The organism is Bifidobacterium sp. JNUCC 75 (assembly GCF_054819865.1).
Genome location: NZ_JBTHIF010000001.1, coordinates 1,538,628 through 1,555,479, shown reverse-complemented (window position 1 = coordinate 1,555,479; position 16,852 = coordinate 1,538,628). Strand labels below are relative to the sequence as shown.

Below are 16,852 nucleotides of genomic sequence, written 5' to 3'. Positions count from 1 at the left end.
TGAAGTGGTATATTACTATCGAACAGTATTTAGCTTTGTTAACACTCGGCTAGCGGACATACTTGCTTGACTCCCGTCATCTTTAGCAAAGCGTCGGCTACCCAACGGTAGATATCATCCCATTGGTCTTGTTTGTAATCAGTACGCCTAGTCAGAGTCAGGTGGCGTGATTTCTTGTCTGCATCCTTATCATCCCAGTCCAAATCACCCTCCTGGCCTGACAGGTCGCTCTCGACCTGAGACTTGTGCTCAAGGAAGTCCATGTATTGCACAGGATCATGAAAGAGGAATTCAACAGTGGCGTACCCGTCCCTGATGCCGATGAGACCTTCCAGATTGCAGCCAGACACGGGCGAGCCAAAACTCAACAGGTACCTCGTATGGTCGGCTCTGGTAAAGGCCGAACCGAAAGCGGCCATGAAGTCATCCCTGGCTTTGCAGAAGTCAACGAACCCCTCCCAGAACATGGCCCTCAACTTCGAGCGGTCCAGAGACTCCATATCACCTTGCGAAACCCGGTAACGAGAACGAAAATCGTCAAGGCTGATGCCCCCATGCCCCCAGAACGTCCAGCCATTGATTGAGCTGCTGCTCGCCCCAGCCAATTTGAGAACATGCGAAGCCGCCGACGAGGGACTCTCAAATTCACGCCCGTCCGAGACCCTAATCATCATCTCTTCAGTAATCAGAGCGCTGGCCTCATACTTGCGGGAAAGGCTTTCCAGTTGATCGCCAGGCTTCAGCAGGCCACTGACACCCAACATGTGCAAGGAAACCGTCTTTGCCGGAATCTTCGCCTGCTTATCGGATTGATACTTGTCGATGGTCGCACGATCGATCTTCGGCATAGACCAGACTTGCAAAGCCTCATCGGCTAGCCGACGCGTCTAGGCCTCGATGGGCTCGGCATTCCAAGTCTGCGCATCACGCAACTCATGCGAAATAGACAGGTATTCATCCTGATATCCACCGACAATTCGATCCCTCTTCTGCTTGAACAACCCATCCGAGAGTTCTGAGTTATAAGCGGTCAGAGTCAAATTACCCAGCTTGTTGACATGCTCCGCAAAAACCCTTTCGCAATCAGCACCTAACATCTGCCGCCACTGCTCATGAGCGAGCGCATTCTGGGGCAGAATATGCTCAATAGTGAGTTTCCTTGAGGAAAAGTCAATCGGATTCTTAGGATGGTGCTCATTTTCCAGTGTTGTCAACATGTAATAACAACGCGAAAGGGGGTAGAAGTCGCGCGAAAGAAGAGTTTGGCGAAATTCATTGTCATCAGGCATTCGATGGCTTGTACCGGCCCCGCTCAGCAAGGCTGCTTCGAAGGCCTGCCGATAACCGGATGACCCGTCTTCCTTTATCTGTCTGAGACGTGCTATGACCGAAAGTGAAAACCTGTTCAGCCCATTGCTCGATATCTGGCAGGCAATGCGGCGGAAGAGATAACTCTCCAACAACCTCAACATGGATATAAAATCACTGCGGCTGAAGAGATCATCCCCCTCCTGGTAATCGTCCAAAAGGGTCATGAGCAGGGGGTTGATGACGGACATATTTAGAGCATGAATACGGCCAAACAATTGGTCTATTTCAGGATCATCCCCCGAGCTCGAAGTAATACGCGAATAGTACCCGGCAAACTTGCTCATCTGGTCCAGAAGTCCGACTATTTGATCGTGGTTATCGTAGCCATTGTTGGTCACGTAGTCTTTAAAGAACCTGTATACGTCTCGTGTAGGCACTGGTCTGGGGGCGTTGATGATGGCAAGCCAGTCATAGAGAAAATCATCAAAAACGTCATCATAGACGTTCACACCTAGCGCTATTTCAATTCTTCTCCAATGATCTTCATATAACATCCCCTGGGTCTCCAAAGGCTGCCGCATGAGAACATAATTACGAACCAGATCTGCAGTCGACAGGTCCTTACCAGTAGAATTCATGGACTCGAAGATGGCCTGTGGATCATCCTGACCCTGCGTCAAGGAGATCGACACTACCTCCAAGGACATAAGCCCAGACCACACACTGTTCGGGTCCTTCATGCCCTCCAATTGATGACTGAACCAGTGGAAGTTATCGATAAGTCTACGGGACTGGCCCTTAATCGGAGCTTTAGAATTTTCCAAATGGTGAATGATGGACTCGTATGTGTCACAATCACTCTGCGATAGGCATAAACGATAATGTCCTTCGCCTTCACGAGAAAAATCAATCAGATATTCTCGTGTGAGTGTTTCGCAGGAAAACTGCAACTTATTGGCCTGGCTTTGGTGGCTGTCTGCATAATCAGCAAGTGCTGCTAGGAGAAGATTGACTGTTGTAATTCTCTGCTGACCATCGATAATGAGGGCTGATGTCACCCCATCGGCGCCCATGGTGCCCTCTTGAATCCAGACCAGTGAACCCATGAAATGGGCGCTCTCGTGTAAACGCTCAATGGCAAGCACGTCGTTCCAAAGTTGCTCGCATTGTTCCTTATCCCAGGAATAGGGGCGCTGATATACAGGGACAATAAAACGCTTGCTCTTATCGGCAATCAGACTCAGCAGCTTAACGGGACCAGCATCCATGAGGAACCTTGCCTTACCAGCGGGTACATCGGCGGACGCTCCCATTATAGGAAGCACCCACTGCCACAGTCAGGCCGATATACCCTCGATCAAGTCAGTAATCAGATCGGTGTAGGTAATCCCCGTGGCCTCCCAGGCCTTGGCATACATGGAGATAGGCGTGAAACCAGGCATGGTGTTGATCTCGTTGACGATGACCCTGCCCTCGGGCGTCACAAAGCAGTCGACACGACTCAGACCTGCGCCGTCCACGGTTCTGAAAGCCTTGGCAGCCAGGTCGCGAACCTTCTGAAGAGTCTCTTCTGGCAGGTCGGCAGGAACCTCCACATGGGAAGCGGAAGAGTCCACATACTTGCTGTCGAAGTCGTAGAAGGCCTCGTCCTGATCAGCCTTGTCCAGCACCACCTCGCCAGGCCAGGCTGTACGGGGCTGTCTGTCCTTGCTGGAGGCGAGCACGGCACACTCGATCTCCCGCCCCTCAATACCCTCCTCTATCAGGACCCGCCAGTCATGCTTTGCAGCCTCGGCGACTGCAGCAGCCAGGGCTTCGGCTTGGGGCTCTTCTACCTTGACCACACCAAAGCTGGATCCTGCACGGGAGGGCTTGACGAAGAGCGGATAATGCAACTCTGCCTTCTCCACAGCGGCCAGCAGGTCGGCCCCGGATCGCTGTTCACGCGAATCAATGGTGATGCCAGGAGCCACAGGTATGCCGGCTTGGCTGAGCAGAATCTTGGTGTAGTGCTTGTCCATGCATGCAGCAGAGGCGAAGACCCCGCATCCGACGTAGGGCAGACCCATCATTTCAAGCAGGCCCTGCAAGGTGCCGTCTTCACCATAAGGGCCGTGAAGCACCGGGAAAACCGCATCAACATGCCCCAAAGGCTCCAGTGAACCAACGGTCCTGGAAGGCTCGGCTCCTGAGACCAGATCGGCATGGTCGCCGATCAAAAACCCTTCCCGGCCGCGAGCCATGTCGAGAATGACCGGACGGCTGCCTTCAGTTATCTGCACGGTTGGCAGACTGGCATCGCCCAGACCCCACTGCCTGGGATCCTGACCGCCGATGATCCAACGACCGTCCTTGGTGATGCCAATAGGGATGGGCTCGTATCGATCGATATCGATGGCGTTGAGCACGCCAGCCGCCGACACGCAGGATATGGAATGTTCGTCGGCACGCCCGCCATAAAGCACTACAACACGTTTCCTGACCATCATCCCTCGGCTTTCCTCATCCTGCACATGATTTTCAACATCACGCACCTGCCCGAGCAGATGCATCATTCAAGACAGCAGAATATCCCCTCGGCAGGCAGCAAGGCCTGGTCGGAGTCGCTCATCCACAAGCTTGGCACGAACACAGCCGAGGTGGAGCTGATGCAGGCACCAGACAAGCTGGGCTTGCTGGCTGATTCGGAAAACCGTACACCATCAATCGGATGTTGGTAGCGCTGGTTTCAGAGCCTTTGTACCCCTATAGCCTTCAGAATTTTCTGACAGCCGCCAGACTCACTCTGCAGTGATCTGCCCGCCGAACAGCTCGTCGATCATGCCCCGGCAGCTCAGACCCTGATCCAAGACATGGCTCATGGCCGTAGCCAGCGGGGTCGCCACCTGGTAGCGCTTGCCCAAGGCGACGACAGCATCGGTGGTGGGTACGCCTTCGGCGACACCCTTGCTGACGCGAGTGGCTTCCTCGATGCTTTTGCCCTGTCCCAAATTAAAGCCAAAAGTGTAGTTCCTGCTCAGAGACGACCCACAGGTGGCTACCAGGTCGCCGACCCCAGCAAGACCGGCGAAGGTCTTGGACTTGGCCCCGCAGGCCTCCCCCAAGGCAGTGAGCTCAGCCAGACCCCTGGCCTGGATCATGGCAGCCGTGTTCTCCCCGAATCCAGCCCCCCGTGACATCCCGACAGCCAGTGCAGTGACGTTCTTCAGCGACCCGCACATTTCCAGGCCGATCACATCGTCCGAAACGAAGGCCTTGAAATAGTCGGTCGTACAAGCACGGGCTACTCTCATGGCGGTATCGGCATCAGCGCTGGCGACCACGGTGGCGCTTGGCTCGCGGGCGGCCACCTCCTTGCTCAAGTTGGGACCGGAGACGGCCGCAAACCTGACTGGGTCCAGATCCAGCGTCTGGCAGACCACTTGATCCATCCGCCTGTCGGTGCCCCGTTCAATCCCCTTCATCAGGGAAACCGCAATGGCATCATGATCCAATAGACTCTTGAATTCCGTCAAGGCCTCACAGGCGTGCTGAGCAGCTATGGCCACGACCACGATTTCAGCCCCCGAGACGGCCTTGGCACGGTCACCCTCAGCGCTGATGGCGTCGGGCAGCCTCTTCACGGTCGGCAGGCGGCGAGTATTCGAATGTTGACTGTTGATTTCCTCTACGACATTCGGATCGATGTCCCACATGACCACCTGGTTGCCAGCATCAGCCAGTACCTGGGCAAAAGCGGTTCCCCATGCGCCTGCTCCCAATACCGCGATCTTCGTCATCATTCTCCTTTGCATAATGCCGTGCGCACGGGAACGCCGACCAGCATCCTCATTCTTGTCCCCACCATCCTATGACACCACCGCCAAGCAGGAGGAATCAGAGGTGGGTTCCGGCCTTATTGCTCGCTTCTGGGCCGACGGGTCATGGTTACGTAGTCGAAGTATCCAGCCGCCGGGGGCTCCTCGCCACGAATCTCGGCCATGACCTCTTCCATCCGGTTGCGCAGGCGGACACAGAGGGCATGTACGGACTGCTTGGGAGGTTCCGCACCCCACTGATCCATGTCGTCCAGAAGGTCGGAATAGTCAAGGAGCCGGTCATAGCACATGACCACGTTCTTGCGAGGCCAAGGCCACTTGTGGTTGATCGAAGCCGCCCCCCAGGTGATGCTGGGATAGAGTGGAACCATGCGACCCAGCTGCCGTGAGGCTTCCAAGGCGATGAATCCGACCCCGGGTTTGAGCGACATGGGCCACTTCAGAGGGTCACGGGTCACGGTCCCCTCCGGCCAGATGGTCAGGGGCCTGCCCGAGGTGATGATATTGATCGACTCCTCCTCAATCGACCTGGCCTTGCCGGACTTGCGTTCTACCGGCTGCATGCCCACCATGCGAAACCAGCTGCCGATAAGGGGCCAGTGGGCCATCTCGGCCTTGGCCATATAGCGGGGACGACGACCCAGGTGGAAGAGGGCCATCATAGGAATGAAAACGTCGAACTGGGTCACATGGGTGGCTGCGGTGATAAAGGGCCCGGTCTGCGGCACCCGCTCCAACCCCCAGGCATAGACACGGCAGGAGTCACGCACCACCTGGGAGACCCCGCGCAATAGACGGGTAGTCCCCACAGGGTGCTGACCGTCTATCTCGTCCAGGGCCGGTGCGCGGTGACCAGTGGGATAGTAGCGGGTCGGATCCACCAGTCTGTGCCGCTGGGCCAGCAGGGCCACCTGCTGGTCGGGCAGGGCTGCTACCGCAGACCGGGGGGAGGGTTTACCTTTGGAAGCCATCTATGCCTGCCGGATCAGTCGATCTGCGCGTCCAAGGCCAGTAGCTTGTCGCGGAAGTCCTCGTAACCGCGGTCAATCAAGGAGATGCCGTGGACGGTGGAGGGGCCGGAGGCTGTCAGTGCCGCAATCAGGTGGCTGAAACCGCCACGCAAATCGGGTACATCGATGTCCTGACCAGTCAGCGGGGTGGGTCCGAAGATAACCGCAGAGTGGTTGAAGTTGCGCTGCTGGAAGCGGCAGGGCAGGGACCCCAGGCATTCCTTGTAGAGCTGGATGGTGGCGCCCATCTGAATCAGCGGCTTGGTGAAGCCGAAGCGGTTCTCATAGACGGTCTCGTGAACGATGGAAAGACCCTTGGCCTGGGTCAGAGCGACTACCAGAGGCTGTTGCCAATCGGTCATGAACCCGGGGTGCACGTCGGTCTCGATGGCCACGGGCCGCAGGTCGCCGCCCGGATGCCAGAAGCGGATGCCGTCGTCGCGCACATCGAACTGGCCGCCGATCTTGCGGAAGACGTTCAGGTAGGTCATCATGTCGGGCTGCTGGGCGCCCTTGACCATGATGTCGCCATGGGTGGCCAGGGCGGCCGAGGCCCAGGAGGCAGCCTCGATCCGGTCTGGCAATGAGGTATGGGTGAAGCCTTTCAGGGAGGGCACCCCCTCAATGCGGATGGTACGGTCCACGTCCACTGAGATCTGTGCACCCATCTTCTGCAGGACCGCCACCAGATCCATGATCTCGGGCTCGGTAGCCGCCCCCGACAGCTCGGTACGCCCCTCGGCCAGGACGGCAGCCAGCAGGGTCTGCTCCGTGGCTCCCACCGAGGGGTAGGGCAGGTGAATCTTGGCTCCGTGCAGGCCGTCAGGCGCCGTGATGTGGATACCGGCTTCATGCTCCTTGTCGACATTGGCCCCCAGCTTGCGCAGGGTCTCCAGATGAAAGTCGATAGGCCTGCTACCGATGCGGCAGCCGCCAAGCGCGGGAATGAAAGCCTCTCCCATCCGATGCAGAAGCGGCCCGGAGAAGAGGATGGGTATGCGGGAAGATCCCGACAGGGTATCCACATCGGCCACGTCGGCCAGCTCTACATGGCTGGCATCAATGGTGACCACGCCCTCCTGTGGACGGACATCCACCTTGACACCATGCAGCCTCAGCAGGTCGGAGACCACCTGGACGTCGCGGATTTCAGGCACGTTCTTGAGCACTGATACACCAGGAGCCAGCAGGGCAGCCACCATGGCCTTGCTGACGAAGTTCTTGGCCCCGCGGACCTGTATGGTGCCATGCAGGGGCCTGCCGCCCACCACATGCAGCACATCATTCTGTGTATTCATCTTGGCCATACATCGGCTTCTTTCTCGTATCCGCTCAGAGCCGGGCTTTGGCGCATCATCGGCCCCTATTTGCAAGTCTGCCACAGGGGGTGTGGGGACACCGTGAATTGTCGCCTCCGGCATAGAGCGTCCACCCAGTCAGATACTGGTCAAGCACCGGTCGAAACGAAGGGGGTCAGCATCGTGAAGCCCATGATCAGTAGCAGCATGATGAAGAACGGGCAGGCCCAGGCACCATAGACGTTCGTATACGTGCGGTTTTCCCGCAGAAAAGCGACGATCCTATGGCGGCCCAAGTAAAGGACCAGCACGGCTGCCAGCATGCCTGCCAACATCATGAGCACGTTGACGTAAGAAGACATATTGTCGCTCATAAACCCGAGCAGGAGTTCCAGCCCGTCGCTGACGACCAGGTTGTTGAACACGTGCAGGGCTATGGACCAGAAGATGGAGTATTCGCAGGCAAGATAGCCCAAGAGCAGACCCATAATGAAAGCAAAGAATCCTTGATCCAGATCGCCGTGGAAGAAGCCGAACATAACAGCGGAGGTGACGATGGCGAAGACGTGGCCGTAGGGCTTCAGCGCGTGCAGGATAGCCCCTCTGAAGACCAGCTCCTCGATGACGGGGGCCAGCAGGCTGACGTAGATGAACATGGGGATAGTACCCGAGGCCTGCTGGATCTGCTCAGTCGTGGTCCAGGACTGCTGCACTCCCAACCGCGCCGTGGTCCAGTCCATGCCTGACTGATACCAGTCCGCCAGGGTCTGCCCGGTCAGCGTCAGTGCAAAGCATCCCAGCAAAACCTGCCAGGTCATGGGGTGCAGATCAGTGTGGAATATGCCCATAGGGCCTGAATCGCAGATCTGCCGCCGCCGCGTGAAGACCAGGAAGCAGAGACCTGTGCAGGCGGCGATCAGGTTGATGATGCCTCCATACTCCTTGTCAGCATGGACGATCACATACATAAATCCCGAGTGGGCAGGCACCGGATCAAACACGGCATTCCACTCCATCTGAGCCAGAACACCGAACAGAAAACCGACGCTGTTGATGATAAGCAGATAGACCAGCAGCAGGGCGGCCTGACGGTTAAGCATCCCCCTGGCCGCACTCATCCATGCGCGATCCGCCATGCCTCGTCTGGGCTTTTGAGTCTGCCCAGTCGCTGACGCGTCGGCTGCCGTCGCTGTCTGCCCCATGTCACCATGCCCTTTCATGATCCTCTGCAGGTTTGGCCATCCGGCACTGACCTCCAGCTGGTCCAAGTCTACGCCACCACTGGCAGCCCCAATACGTCATGCTCTAGAGCAGACCGGGCACGAACTTGAAGACTGTAAGCAGCAGGCAGAGCAGCAAATAGAGCAGGAACCAGGGCTGCCTCCAGGAAGCGTAGGTTCCCTTAGGGGCTCGATAGCGCCGCCGGTAGTCAAACAGACTGGCGCGGTGCAGGAAGAACATGACCAGTCCAGCCAGAACCAAGACCAATGCCACTGCCAAAATCGACATACGAGCAGTTCGTGGAGCGCTCATCAGGTAACGGTTGGGCAGGCCGCTGAAGAGCAGATTGCCGACCACACGGGCTCCAATGGCCCAGACAAGGCCATACTCCAGGGAGCAATACCCCAGTGCCAGCCCCAGCAGGAAGATCCAGAGCCCAGAGACCGGGTCACACTGCAACAGTGCGCAGAGCAGGGATGCGGTCAGGATGGCAAAGACTCTGCCGAACCGGCGCAGCCCGTTGAGGATGATGCCACGGAAAACCAGCTCCTCAGCCAGAGGAACCGCCAAGAGGGCATACACGGCCATCATCGGCGAGGAAGTGCCGGTGACCAGCAGACTGCGCGAGGCCAGGGAGGGGATGTGCAGAAGCAGACAGAAGTGGTTGAAGAACTTGTTCAGTCCATGGACCATTCCTTGGCCCAGCAGAAGCACCGCTACAAGGGCCAGCAGAGCCGCCAGCGTCATTCTTCTATCTGTTCGCCAATGGACAGCGTCCTGTCCTCGCTGCTCCTTACCTCGAATAACGCTCCACTCTGAAATACAGGCATAGGCCAGCGCCAGCAGGACCGACAGGAGAGTATTCCCATCGGACATGAAGACAATGGCTCTCGGATCCTTGACCCGCTCCATGATGACCGGCAGGATCATCCCCGAACCGACCATGAGCATCAGAACGGATATGGCAAGGTAGACAAAGGCGAAGGCGGCCTGGCCGTTGACGGCGTGGAGAACCCCCGAACTGGCCCTGTAGGAGACGGGCTTGCCAGAGGGTGCCGATTTGGTGGCCGTCTGTGGTTTCGTCTTGGCTTGAACCTGGGCCTTGGCTGCTGCCGAAGCATTCTGCGTGCCCTCGTCCAGCTTGCTTGAGACGCCAACGTGCTGCGCGGCTGGAGCCGATGCATTCGCAGCCCTAGAGGAATCAGACGGAGCGGGTTGGGCACCGACGGATTGAACTTCACCTACTGTCTGGACGGCCTGCACAGGCTGAGCGGCATGATCCGCCTGAGCGGCCGGAGTCCTCGGTGATGACGAAACGGTCCGGCCACCTGTGCTGATGCCGCCGACCTCGGCCAGCTGATCGACTACCCGTGGGGTCGAACAGACCTGGCGCCCCTGATGTTTGGCGCCACTGGCAACGGATTGTGCAGCTGCGACGTTCTGACCTGAAGCTGATGAACCAGCGATAAGCGAGTCCCAGTCGGCATTTGAGCGGCGAACGACGACCGGTCGATCGGTGAATACCACTGGGGTCGGGGACTGCTGAACATACACTTTTGCAGGTGCGGAAGCCGCTGTATCCGGCTTGGCAGACAGCGAATCCGCCGAAACGGCAACCGGAGACGCCCCAGCCGTAGCCGTCGGCTTGGACTCAGCCGGTTCGGCGGACGAAGAACCGGGGGCAGATGCTGTTGAAACGGCAGAACCTGTAGGCTTGGTTGGCGAGGCAGGAACAGATGTGGCAAGAGACGAAGCCTTGGCGGCAGGGGCTTTGGGCTTGCCTGCATGGGTTTTTGCTGCCGGCTTGCGGCCTTTGCCCATATTCCAGGAGAAAACCGGAGCATCACTGACCTCCGGCTTGGTCCAGGACCAGACAACCTTGGCTGCAGAATGATCCTGCTTCTTCGGAGCCTTCGTAGCTTTGGGGGCCTCCAGATCCCGGCGAATAACCACGCGCCGGGGTACAGACCCCTCGCCGGCCCCCTTCTCTCCGTGCTCGTCGGCAGACAGGTCCGTCGGAGGAAATGCTGGAACAGCCGGTTGACTGGCCATAGTGACCGATGTCAAAAAATCATCGGATCCAGGAAGCACCGAGGGTCGTTCACCGACAGGCATGGTCCCCGTGTGCCCACGATGGCCAGCCCCTTCAGCGCCCGGAAGCACAATCTTTCTATGGGCAATCCGTCCCGGGTAGGCCAGGCCATCATCCACGGCCTGGCCCGGCAGGCTGAGCGGCGGCAGATCGATGGACCCCTCCTGGTAGTCCCAGTGGCGGGCGTAGTCCTTGCCGGCGGTATGGGTTGCGGTCACGAGGGCAAGAGAGGAACGCGAGGCCTTCCAGCGCCCCTGCTCATCTTGGACATCGGCAGACTCGCCGCCGCTGTCGTGATCCTCATCATCCCTCATCCGTCGATGATCCTTCCCCTTCATGCACTACCGTACGACCGTCAAGGGCGTCCAGCGACACGAACCTTCCCCGCGTTCATATCATGACACTACATAACCGAGTCTAGCCCGACCCTGCCCTTCCTCGACAGAATCCCAACAATGAGCCGGTGCCATAGGCCGTCCGGTCAGGCCAGCCCTGGTACAAATTCGCTCAGGGCCATCAGCAGGCACGCCAGGCAGAAGAGCAGGAACCAAGGCGCCCTCCAGGAAGCATAGATTCCCTTGGGAGCGCGATTGCTGCGGCAGTAATCACGGAGAGTCCTAATCTTGAACAGCAGCCCGACGACACCGATCAGCAGCACCAGGATCATGAGCAGGCCCAGGCCGATGCGAACCACCTCGGGTGCCAGGGGCATGTACTTGGCAAGCAGACCTGAAGAGAAGGCATTGTTGAGCATGTGCACCAACAGGGACCAGACCAGCCCGTACTCCATGGCCAAATAGCCCAGAACCAGGCCGGAAATGAAACCAAACAGACCCTGGACCAAGGAGCCATGCATGAAGCCGAAAAGCAAGGAAGAGGTAATAATGGCGAAGACCCGACCAAAGCGGCGCAAGCCGTTCATGATGACCCCGCGAAAGACCAGTTCCTCAGCAAAAGGTCCCAAAAGAATGCCATAGAAGAGCATGATCGGCGTTTCCATGCCGCCGTCGTCAGGTGAGGTTGGCGGGTGCAGCCCAGTACCGGACAGAATAGCGCCTAGTCCAGAGTCGGCCGCACTGGCCACCAGCTGACTGAGGAAGAAGCAGGCCAGGGCGATGATCAACGCCAACAGGCTGAATCGGCGCGCAGTAACCCAACGCACCTGGTCCTGGCCATGCCGTTCATGGCCTACAATGACCGGCCATTGACTGATCAAGGCAAATAGCAAGGCCAGCACCACGGAGGTGACCACTGTCCAGTCCCCCAAAGGACCGTTGTATTGCTCCTTGGACGCGTGCGGGAAAAGAGCAGGAAGGATTACCTTGCCTCCCAAAAGGCCTGCCAGGGTCTCGATGGCCACGTAGATGAAGGCGAAAGCACTCAGGGCATTCACTGCCCGTCTAACGCCCCAGTCGTGCACATCGCCGCTGCTATGCCTCATGATAACCGCCCCTCTTCGTTTGCCAACCGGTCACAGTCGACCAATGACTGTCACTTGCCATGGTAAGCGAAAAAGAGCGGAAACTTTCATATGAGGGCGCACGGCCCGTCGGTCAGATGATGCCGCGATCAGCCAGGGGCCCAGGCCAATCGATCTGGCCCTCCCTGGCTGAAGTGACCGGCTCTTCGGGCATGTGCTGTGCCGGCAGGGTACGCGGCTTGAAGGGGAAACGCTCAGCCCTCATGCGCTCATAGGCACGGATGTCATCCTCGTGCTGCAGGGTCAGATCGATGTCGTCATAGCCATTCATGAGTCGCCATCGTACGTAGTCGTCAACCTGAAAGGGCAGAGTCACATCCGCGCAGGTGACCGTGCGAGCGCCCAGGTCCACAGTCATCTCGGTGCCAGGATCCTCCTCCAGGAGCTTCCAGAGCAACTCCACTGATTCCTGGGGCATGATGGCGGCCAGAACCCCGTTCTTGGCGGTGTTCCCATAGAAGATGTCCGCGAAGCGTGGGGAAATGACCACGCGGAATCCATAATCCCGCAGAGCCCAGACCGCATGCTCGCGCGAGGATCCGATGCCGAAGTCCGGCCCGGCCACCAGGATGCGAGCACCTGAATATTCAGGCCTGTTGAGCACGAAATTCGGATCCCTTCGCCATGCATAGAAGAGCGCATCCTCGAAGCCCGTCTTCTTCACCCGCTTCAGGAATACGGCGGGGATGATCTGATCGGTGTCGACGTTGGAGCGGCGCAAGGGCACTCCAACCCCGGTTACAACGGAAAGTGGCTCCATGATGACCTCCTGCCTTCTGGATGGCGATTACGAATGATTAATGGGCTTACAGATCGGCCGGGGAGCAGATGGTTCCCTTGATGGCCGTCGCAGCGGCCACCTCGGGCGAGGCCAGATGCGTCCTGCCGCCCTTGCCCTGACGACCCTGGAAGTTGCGGTTGGATGTGGAAATGGAACGCTCCCCCGGCACCAGCTGGTCGGGATTCATTCCCAGGCACATGGAGCAGCCGGCGTTGCGCCATTCGGCTCCGAAGTCCTCGAAGATGCGGTCCAGCCCCTCTTTTTCGGCCTGAATGCGAACTCGCGAAGAAGCCGGTACCACCAGGACGCGATGCAGGTTCTTGGCCTTGTGGTGCCCCTTCATGATGGCCGCTGCTGCGCGCAGATCCTCGATGCGCCCATTGGTGCAGGAGCCAATAAACACGGTGTCCACGGCGATGTCACGAATGGGCATCCCAGGCTTCAGACCCATGTAGTCGATGGCATCCTGAGCTGCCTGACGCTTGGACGGGTCGGCGATCTTTTCTGGCACAGGCACATCAGCCCCTATGGGCAGGCCCTGTCCGGGGTTGGTTCCCCAGGTCACGTAGGGGGTCAGCTGGTCGGCATCCAGGATGACCTCCTTGTCGAAGACCGCATCCGGATCAGTGGGAAGGGTCCGCCAGTAGTCCAGAGCCTGCTCCCACATGGCCCCCTTAGGGGCGTGCGGCCGCCCTTCCAGGTAAGCGAAGGTGGTCTCGTCCGGCGCGATCATCCCAGCCCTCGCCCCGGCCTCGATGGACATGTTGCAAATGGTCATGCGCGCGTCCATGGACATGCGCCGAATGGCATCGCCCCGGTACTCCAGAACGTGCCCTTGGCCGCCGCCAGTGCCGATCTTGGCGATGACAGCCAGAATGACGTCCTTGGCGCCCACGCCGGGCTTGAGCTGGCCGCGGACGGTGATGGCCATGGTCTTGAAAGGCTTCAGGCTCAGGGTCTGGGTGGCCAGAACATGCTCCACCTCGGAGGTGCCGATGCCGAAAGCCAGGGCGCCAAAGGCCCCGTGGGTCGAGGTGTGCGAATCGCCGCAGACGATGGTCATGCCGGGCTGGGTCAGTCCCAGGACGGGTGCAAAAGCATGGACGATGCCCTGGTCCGCGTCCCCCAATGGATGCAGACGAACGCCGAACTCGCGGCAATTGCGCTCCAGTGTGGAGATCTGCAGGGCCGAAACCTTGTCGGCGATGGGCCGATCGATGTCGATGGTGGGGGTGTTGTGGTCCTCAGTAGCGATGACCTGGTCCAGGTGACGGATCTTTCGGCCTGCCAATCGTAGTCCCTCGAAGGCCTGTGGACTTGTCACCTCGTGCATAAGCTGCAGATCGATGTAGATCAGATCGGGCTCGCCTCCCTGGCCCTTTCTGACCAAATGATCGGCCCAGACCTTTTCCGCCATTGTGCGTCCCATATCGCCTCCTGAAAACCTACGACCGGCCGGGGCGCCAACCTCATCGGCACCCCGCCGGCCTCTTACCACCGAGTATGGAACTGCCCAACCGTTATGAACTTTTGCATTTCATATACTGAGATGGCATAATTCAACCATGGACACACCTTCTATGAACGACGACGACAGATACCCCTCCGTAAACGATCAGAACATGCATCAGGAGGAGATTCATTCGGGCGTCGGCGTTCTGGACAAGACGGTGCGAATTCTGGACACCTTGGAGACCGGACCCATGACCCTGGGCCAGCTGGTCAACGCCACCGGGTTGGCTCGACCCACGGCCCACCGACTGGCCATCGCCTTGGAGCGCCACCGCTTCGTTCTGCGGGACGCGCATGGTCGCTTCGTCCTGGGCTCCCGTTTCGCCGAACTGGCTGCTGCCGCCGGCGAGGATCGACTGCTGACCGCGTCGGGGCCCATTTTGCATACACTGCTCAACCGTTCGGGCGAGTCGGCTCAGATTTTCCGCCGCCAGGGCGAGGTCCGGGTCTGCATCGCCGCAGTGGAACGCGCCTCCGGCTTGCGCGACTCCATCCCTGTCGGCGCCCTGCTGTCCATGGAGGCCGGGTCGGCTGCACAGATTCTGCTGGCCTGGGAGGAACCTGAGCGCCTCCATCAGGGTCTACGACACGCCAAGTTCAACGCAGCGACTCTGGCCACAGTTCGCAAGCGCGGCTGGGCCGAGTCCATCAACGAGCGCGAGGAGGGCGTCTGTTCCATCTCGGCCCCCATCCGCAACGGATCCGGGCAGGTCATGGCCGCCATATCCATCTCCGGACCGGTCAACCGCATGTCCACCACACCAGGAAGGCGCTACGCCCCACTGGTCATGGCCGCCGGCAAATATCTGACCGAAGCCCTGCTGCGAGCCTCATCCCCTGCCCGTCGTAGGGTCTGAGCAGCATCCTGGTCCTTTTATCGCCGCCGGGAGGATCCCCAGGAGGCTATCAGCCCTGCCAGAGCCGTCAGGCCGCCCGCCAAAAACCCAGGCCGACGCAAGAGGTTGACCGCGTCCCCGGTAGAGGTGGGCACATGGCTCATGGCGAAGGTGTAGACCTTGTGGGATCCGGGCCGCCCCACCAATTGCCCAAACTCCAGGAGCTGGGTGCGAGGATGATGGGGATGGCGGATGTCGAACTCGAAGAGCCGGGCCGCCCGCTTGCTGGGCACCGGACCGTAGGAACCGAATCCGCATGTGGGCGTGGCTCCCAGAGTCAGATCTCCACTGCGTCCGACGAAACCATTGCGGTGGTCATGCCCGGCGAAGAGAGCAAAATAGCCCCGGCTCCGGGTCAGCAGGTCATACTCGCCGCTGTCCTCGTCCGGACAGGAGACGCCTTCGCCCAGGTAGGAGCCCGGGCAGGTGCGCGACTCGTCCAGGATGTAGCAGCGGGAGTCGAAGCTTCGGTAGCCCTGGACCGCATAGGCCGTGGTGGCCGGCACCGGCTTGAGCAGATCATAGAACTGGGGGATGGGCATGTGCTGGAAGACTATGGATCGGTTGCCCAGAAGATCGGGAGCGGCTGCCAGGAAATCCAGGGCCTGGGCCGACGGCGGGCCATAGCCGCCTGCGCGGGCATAATCACCAGAGTCCACCAGAACCAGGCCCATGACCACCCCGTGACCGTCACAATCCGCCACAGGCAGGGCGAAGGTGCCCGGAGCACAGACGAATGCGGTCTGGGAGGGCAGGGCCGATCCGATCAGCGCATGAACCCGATCAGGATGAGCGACGGTAGCCTCCGGGTTCAGGCAGCCGGGCACCTCCCGATAGATGGCATCCATCTGATCGGTGTCCAGGCCGCACTGGAAGTCGTGGTTGCCATAGGTGACGACGAAGGGAATCCCGCGTTCAACCAGTGGGCCGGTGATCAGGCCAACGGTTCTACGGACCAGATCCTCGGTGTGCTTGATGTTCTGCCGACGTACACGCTCGGCATCCCTACGGTCTGGTTCCCGACGGTCCGTAGCAGCTTGGTTCTCCTGGGGCTTGGATGAGCGCTTCAGGGAGGCTCCCCCAAGCCCCAGGGCGCCACCCATGCTCAGACCAGCAGAGTAGACGCCGTCCAGGGGGGTGCTCCAACGCCTCTTGCGGAAGGTGCGCTCATAGGCCGTGTCATAACCGGCCACTTGGTTACCCGAGAAAACCACTAGATCAGGCTTTGCCGCATCACAAGCCGCGGCTATGAGCCTGATTGTGTCCGGAGAGACCTTGGGGCCCTCCTGGACGTCGGCCAGCTGCAGAAGTCTGAACTTGCCCGAGTAATGGAACTGAAGTCGCCCCAGCCTGGCCGAAATGGACAGCGGTCGATCATGCTCTCCCTCGCCGCCTTGTGGGGAGACCTGATCCGGGTGGTAATGCTGACTCAT

The 16,852-nt window shown here is 59.3% G+C and carries 14 protein-coding genes; 2 read left to right on the top strand and 12 right to left on the bottom strand.

Going from position 1 to position 16,852, the window contains the following annotated elements; all coding sequences use genetic code 11:
* Positions 1 to 38 precede the first annotated feature (38 nt).
* The 3 genes from ACVWNW_RS06270 to ACVWNW_RS06260 all read right to left on the bottom strand — a co-directional run bounded on the left by ACVWNW_RS06270 (position 39) and on the right by ACVWNW_RS06260 (position 3,797).
* Entirely contained in the window at positions 39 to 848 is an 810-nt protein-coding gene (locus tag ACVWNW_RS06270; RefSeq protein ID WP_454481742.1) for a DUF4268 domain-containing protein, read from the bottom strand.
* 39 nt (positions 849 to 887) lie between these two features.
* Entirely contained in the window at positions 888 to 2,579 is a 1,692-nt protein-coding gene (locus ACVWNW_RS06265) for a DUF262 domain-containing protein (protein WP_454481740.1), read from the bottom strand.
* A gap of 69 nt (positions 2,580 to 2,648) precedes the next feature.
* A complete protein-coding gene (locus ACVWNW_RS06260) occupies positions 2,649 to 3,797 on the bottom strand; it encodes a D-alanine--D-alanine ligase family protein (RefSeq protein WP_454481738.1) in 1,149 nt (382 codons plus the stop codon).
* On the opposite strand from ACVWNW_RS06260, the gene ACVWNW_RS06255 reads away from it, so the two are divergent.
* Positions 3,747 to 4,031, top strand: a complete 285-nt coding sequence (locus ACVWNW_RS06255; RefSeq protein WP_454481736.1) for a hypothetical protein — start codon at positions 3,747 to 3,749, stop codon at positions 4,029 to 4,031. The genes ACVWNW_RS06260 and ACVWNW_RS06255 overlap by 51 nt on opposite strands.
* Before the next feature lie 60 nt (positions 4,032 to 4,091).
* On the opposite strand, the gene ACVWNW_RS06250 is transcribed toward ACVWNW_RS06255, so the two are convergent.
* The 8 genes from ACVWNW_RS06250 to leuC all read right to left on the bottom strand — a co-directional run bounded on the left by ACVWNW_RS06250 (position 4,092) and on the right by leuC (position 14,440).
* Positions 4,092 to 5,093: an NAD(P)H-dependent glycerol-3-phosphate dehydrogenase gene (locus tag ACVWNW_RS06250; protein WP_454481734.1), complete on the bottom strand. Its 1,002-nt coding sequence runs from the start codon at positions 5,091 to 5,093 to the stop codon at positions 4,092 to 4,094.
* Between the two features lie 113 nt (positions 5,094 to 5,206).
* Positions 5,207 to 6,100, bottom strand: a complete 894-nt coding sequence (locus tag ACVWNW_RS06245; protein WP_454481732.1) for a lysophospholipid acyltransferase family protein — start codon at positions 6,098 to 6,100, stop codon at positions 5,207 to 5,209.
* Between the two features lie 14 nt (positions 6,101 to 6,114).
* Positions 6,115 to 7,437, bottom strand: coding sequence for a UDP-N-acetylglucosamine 1-carboxyvinyltransferase (gene murA / locus ACVWNW_RS06240; protein WP_454483412.1), 1,323 nt, complete (start codon positions 7,435 to 7,437; stop codon positions 6,115 to 6,117).
* 149 nt (positions 7,438 to 7,586) lie between these two features.
* A complete protein-coding gene (locus ACVWNW_RS06235; RefSeq protein ID WP_198207457.1) occupies positions 7,587 to 8,639 on the bottom strand; it encodes a CPBP family intramembrane glutamic endopeptidase in 1,053 nt (350 codons plus the stop codon).
* A gap of 103 nt (positions 8,640 to 8,742) precedes the next feature.
* Entirely contained in the window at positions 8,743 to 11,064 is a 2,322-nt protein-coding gene (locus tag ACVWNW_RS06230) for a CPBP family intramembrane glutamic endopeptidase (RefSeq protein WP_454481730.1), read from the bottom strand.
* Between the two features lie 167 nt (positions 11,065 to 11,231).
* Complete coding sequence (locus ACVWNW_RS06225) at positions 11,232 to 12,191, bottom strand: CPBP family intramembrane glutamic endopeptidase (protein WP_454481728.1); 960 nt, start codon at positions 12,189 to 12,191, stop codon at positions 11,232 to 11,234.
* Positions 12,192 to 12,303: 112 nt separating this feature from the next.
* Complete coding sequence (gene leuD, locus ACVWNW_RS06220; protein ID WP_046322421.1) at positions 12,304 to 12,990, bottom strand: 3-isopropylmalate dehydratase small subunit; 687 nt, start codon at positions 12,988 to 12,990, stop codon at positions 12,304 to 12,306.
* A 46-nt stretch (positions 12,991 to 13,036) separates the two neighbouring features.
* The gene (leuC, locus tag ACVWNW_RS06215; RefSeq protein ID WP_454481725.1) at positions 13,037 to 14,440 is read right to left on the bottom strand and encodes a 3-isopropylmalate dehydratase large subunit; all 1,404 of its coding nucleotides are present in this window, start codon (positions 14,438 to 14,440) and stop codon (positions 13,037 to 13,039) included.
* Positions 14,441 to 14,591: 151 nt separating this feature from the next.
* On the opposite strand from leuC, the gene ACVWNW_RS06210 reads away from it, so the two are divergent.
* Positions 14,592 to 15,380, top strand: a complete 789-nt coding sequence (locus ACVWNW_RS06210) for an IclR family transcriptional regulator (protein ID WP_046322418.1) — start codon at positions 14,592 to 14,594, stop codon at positions 15,378 to 15,380.
* Between the two features lie 17 nt (positions 15,381 to 15,397).
* Here ACVWNW_RS06210 and ACVWNW_RS06205 read toward each other — a convergent pair whose 3' ends face one another.
* Positions 15,398 to 16,852, bottom strand: a complete 1,455-nt coding sequence (locus tag ACVWNW_RS06205; protein WP_454481723.1) for a metallophosphoesterase family protein — start codon at positions 16,850 to 16,852, stop codon at positions 15,398 to 15,400.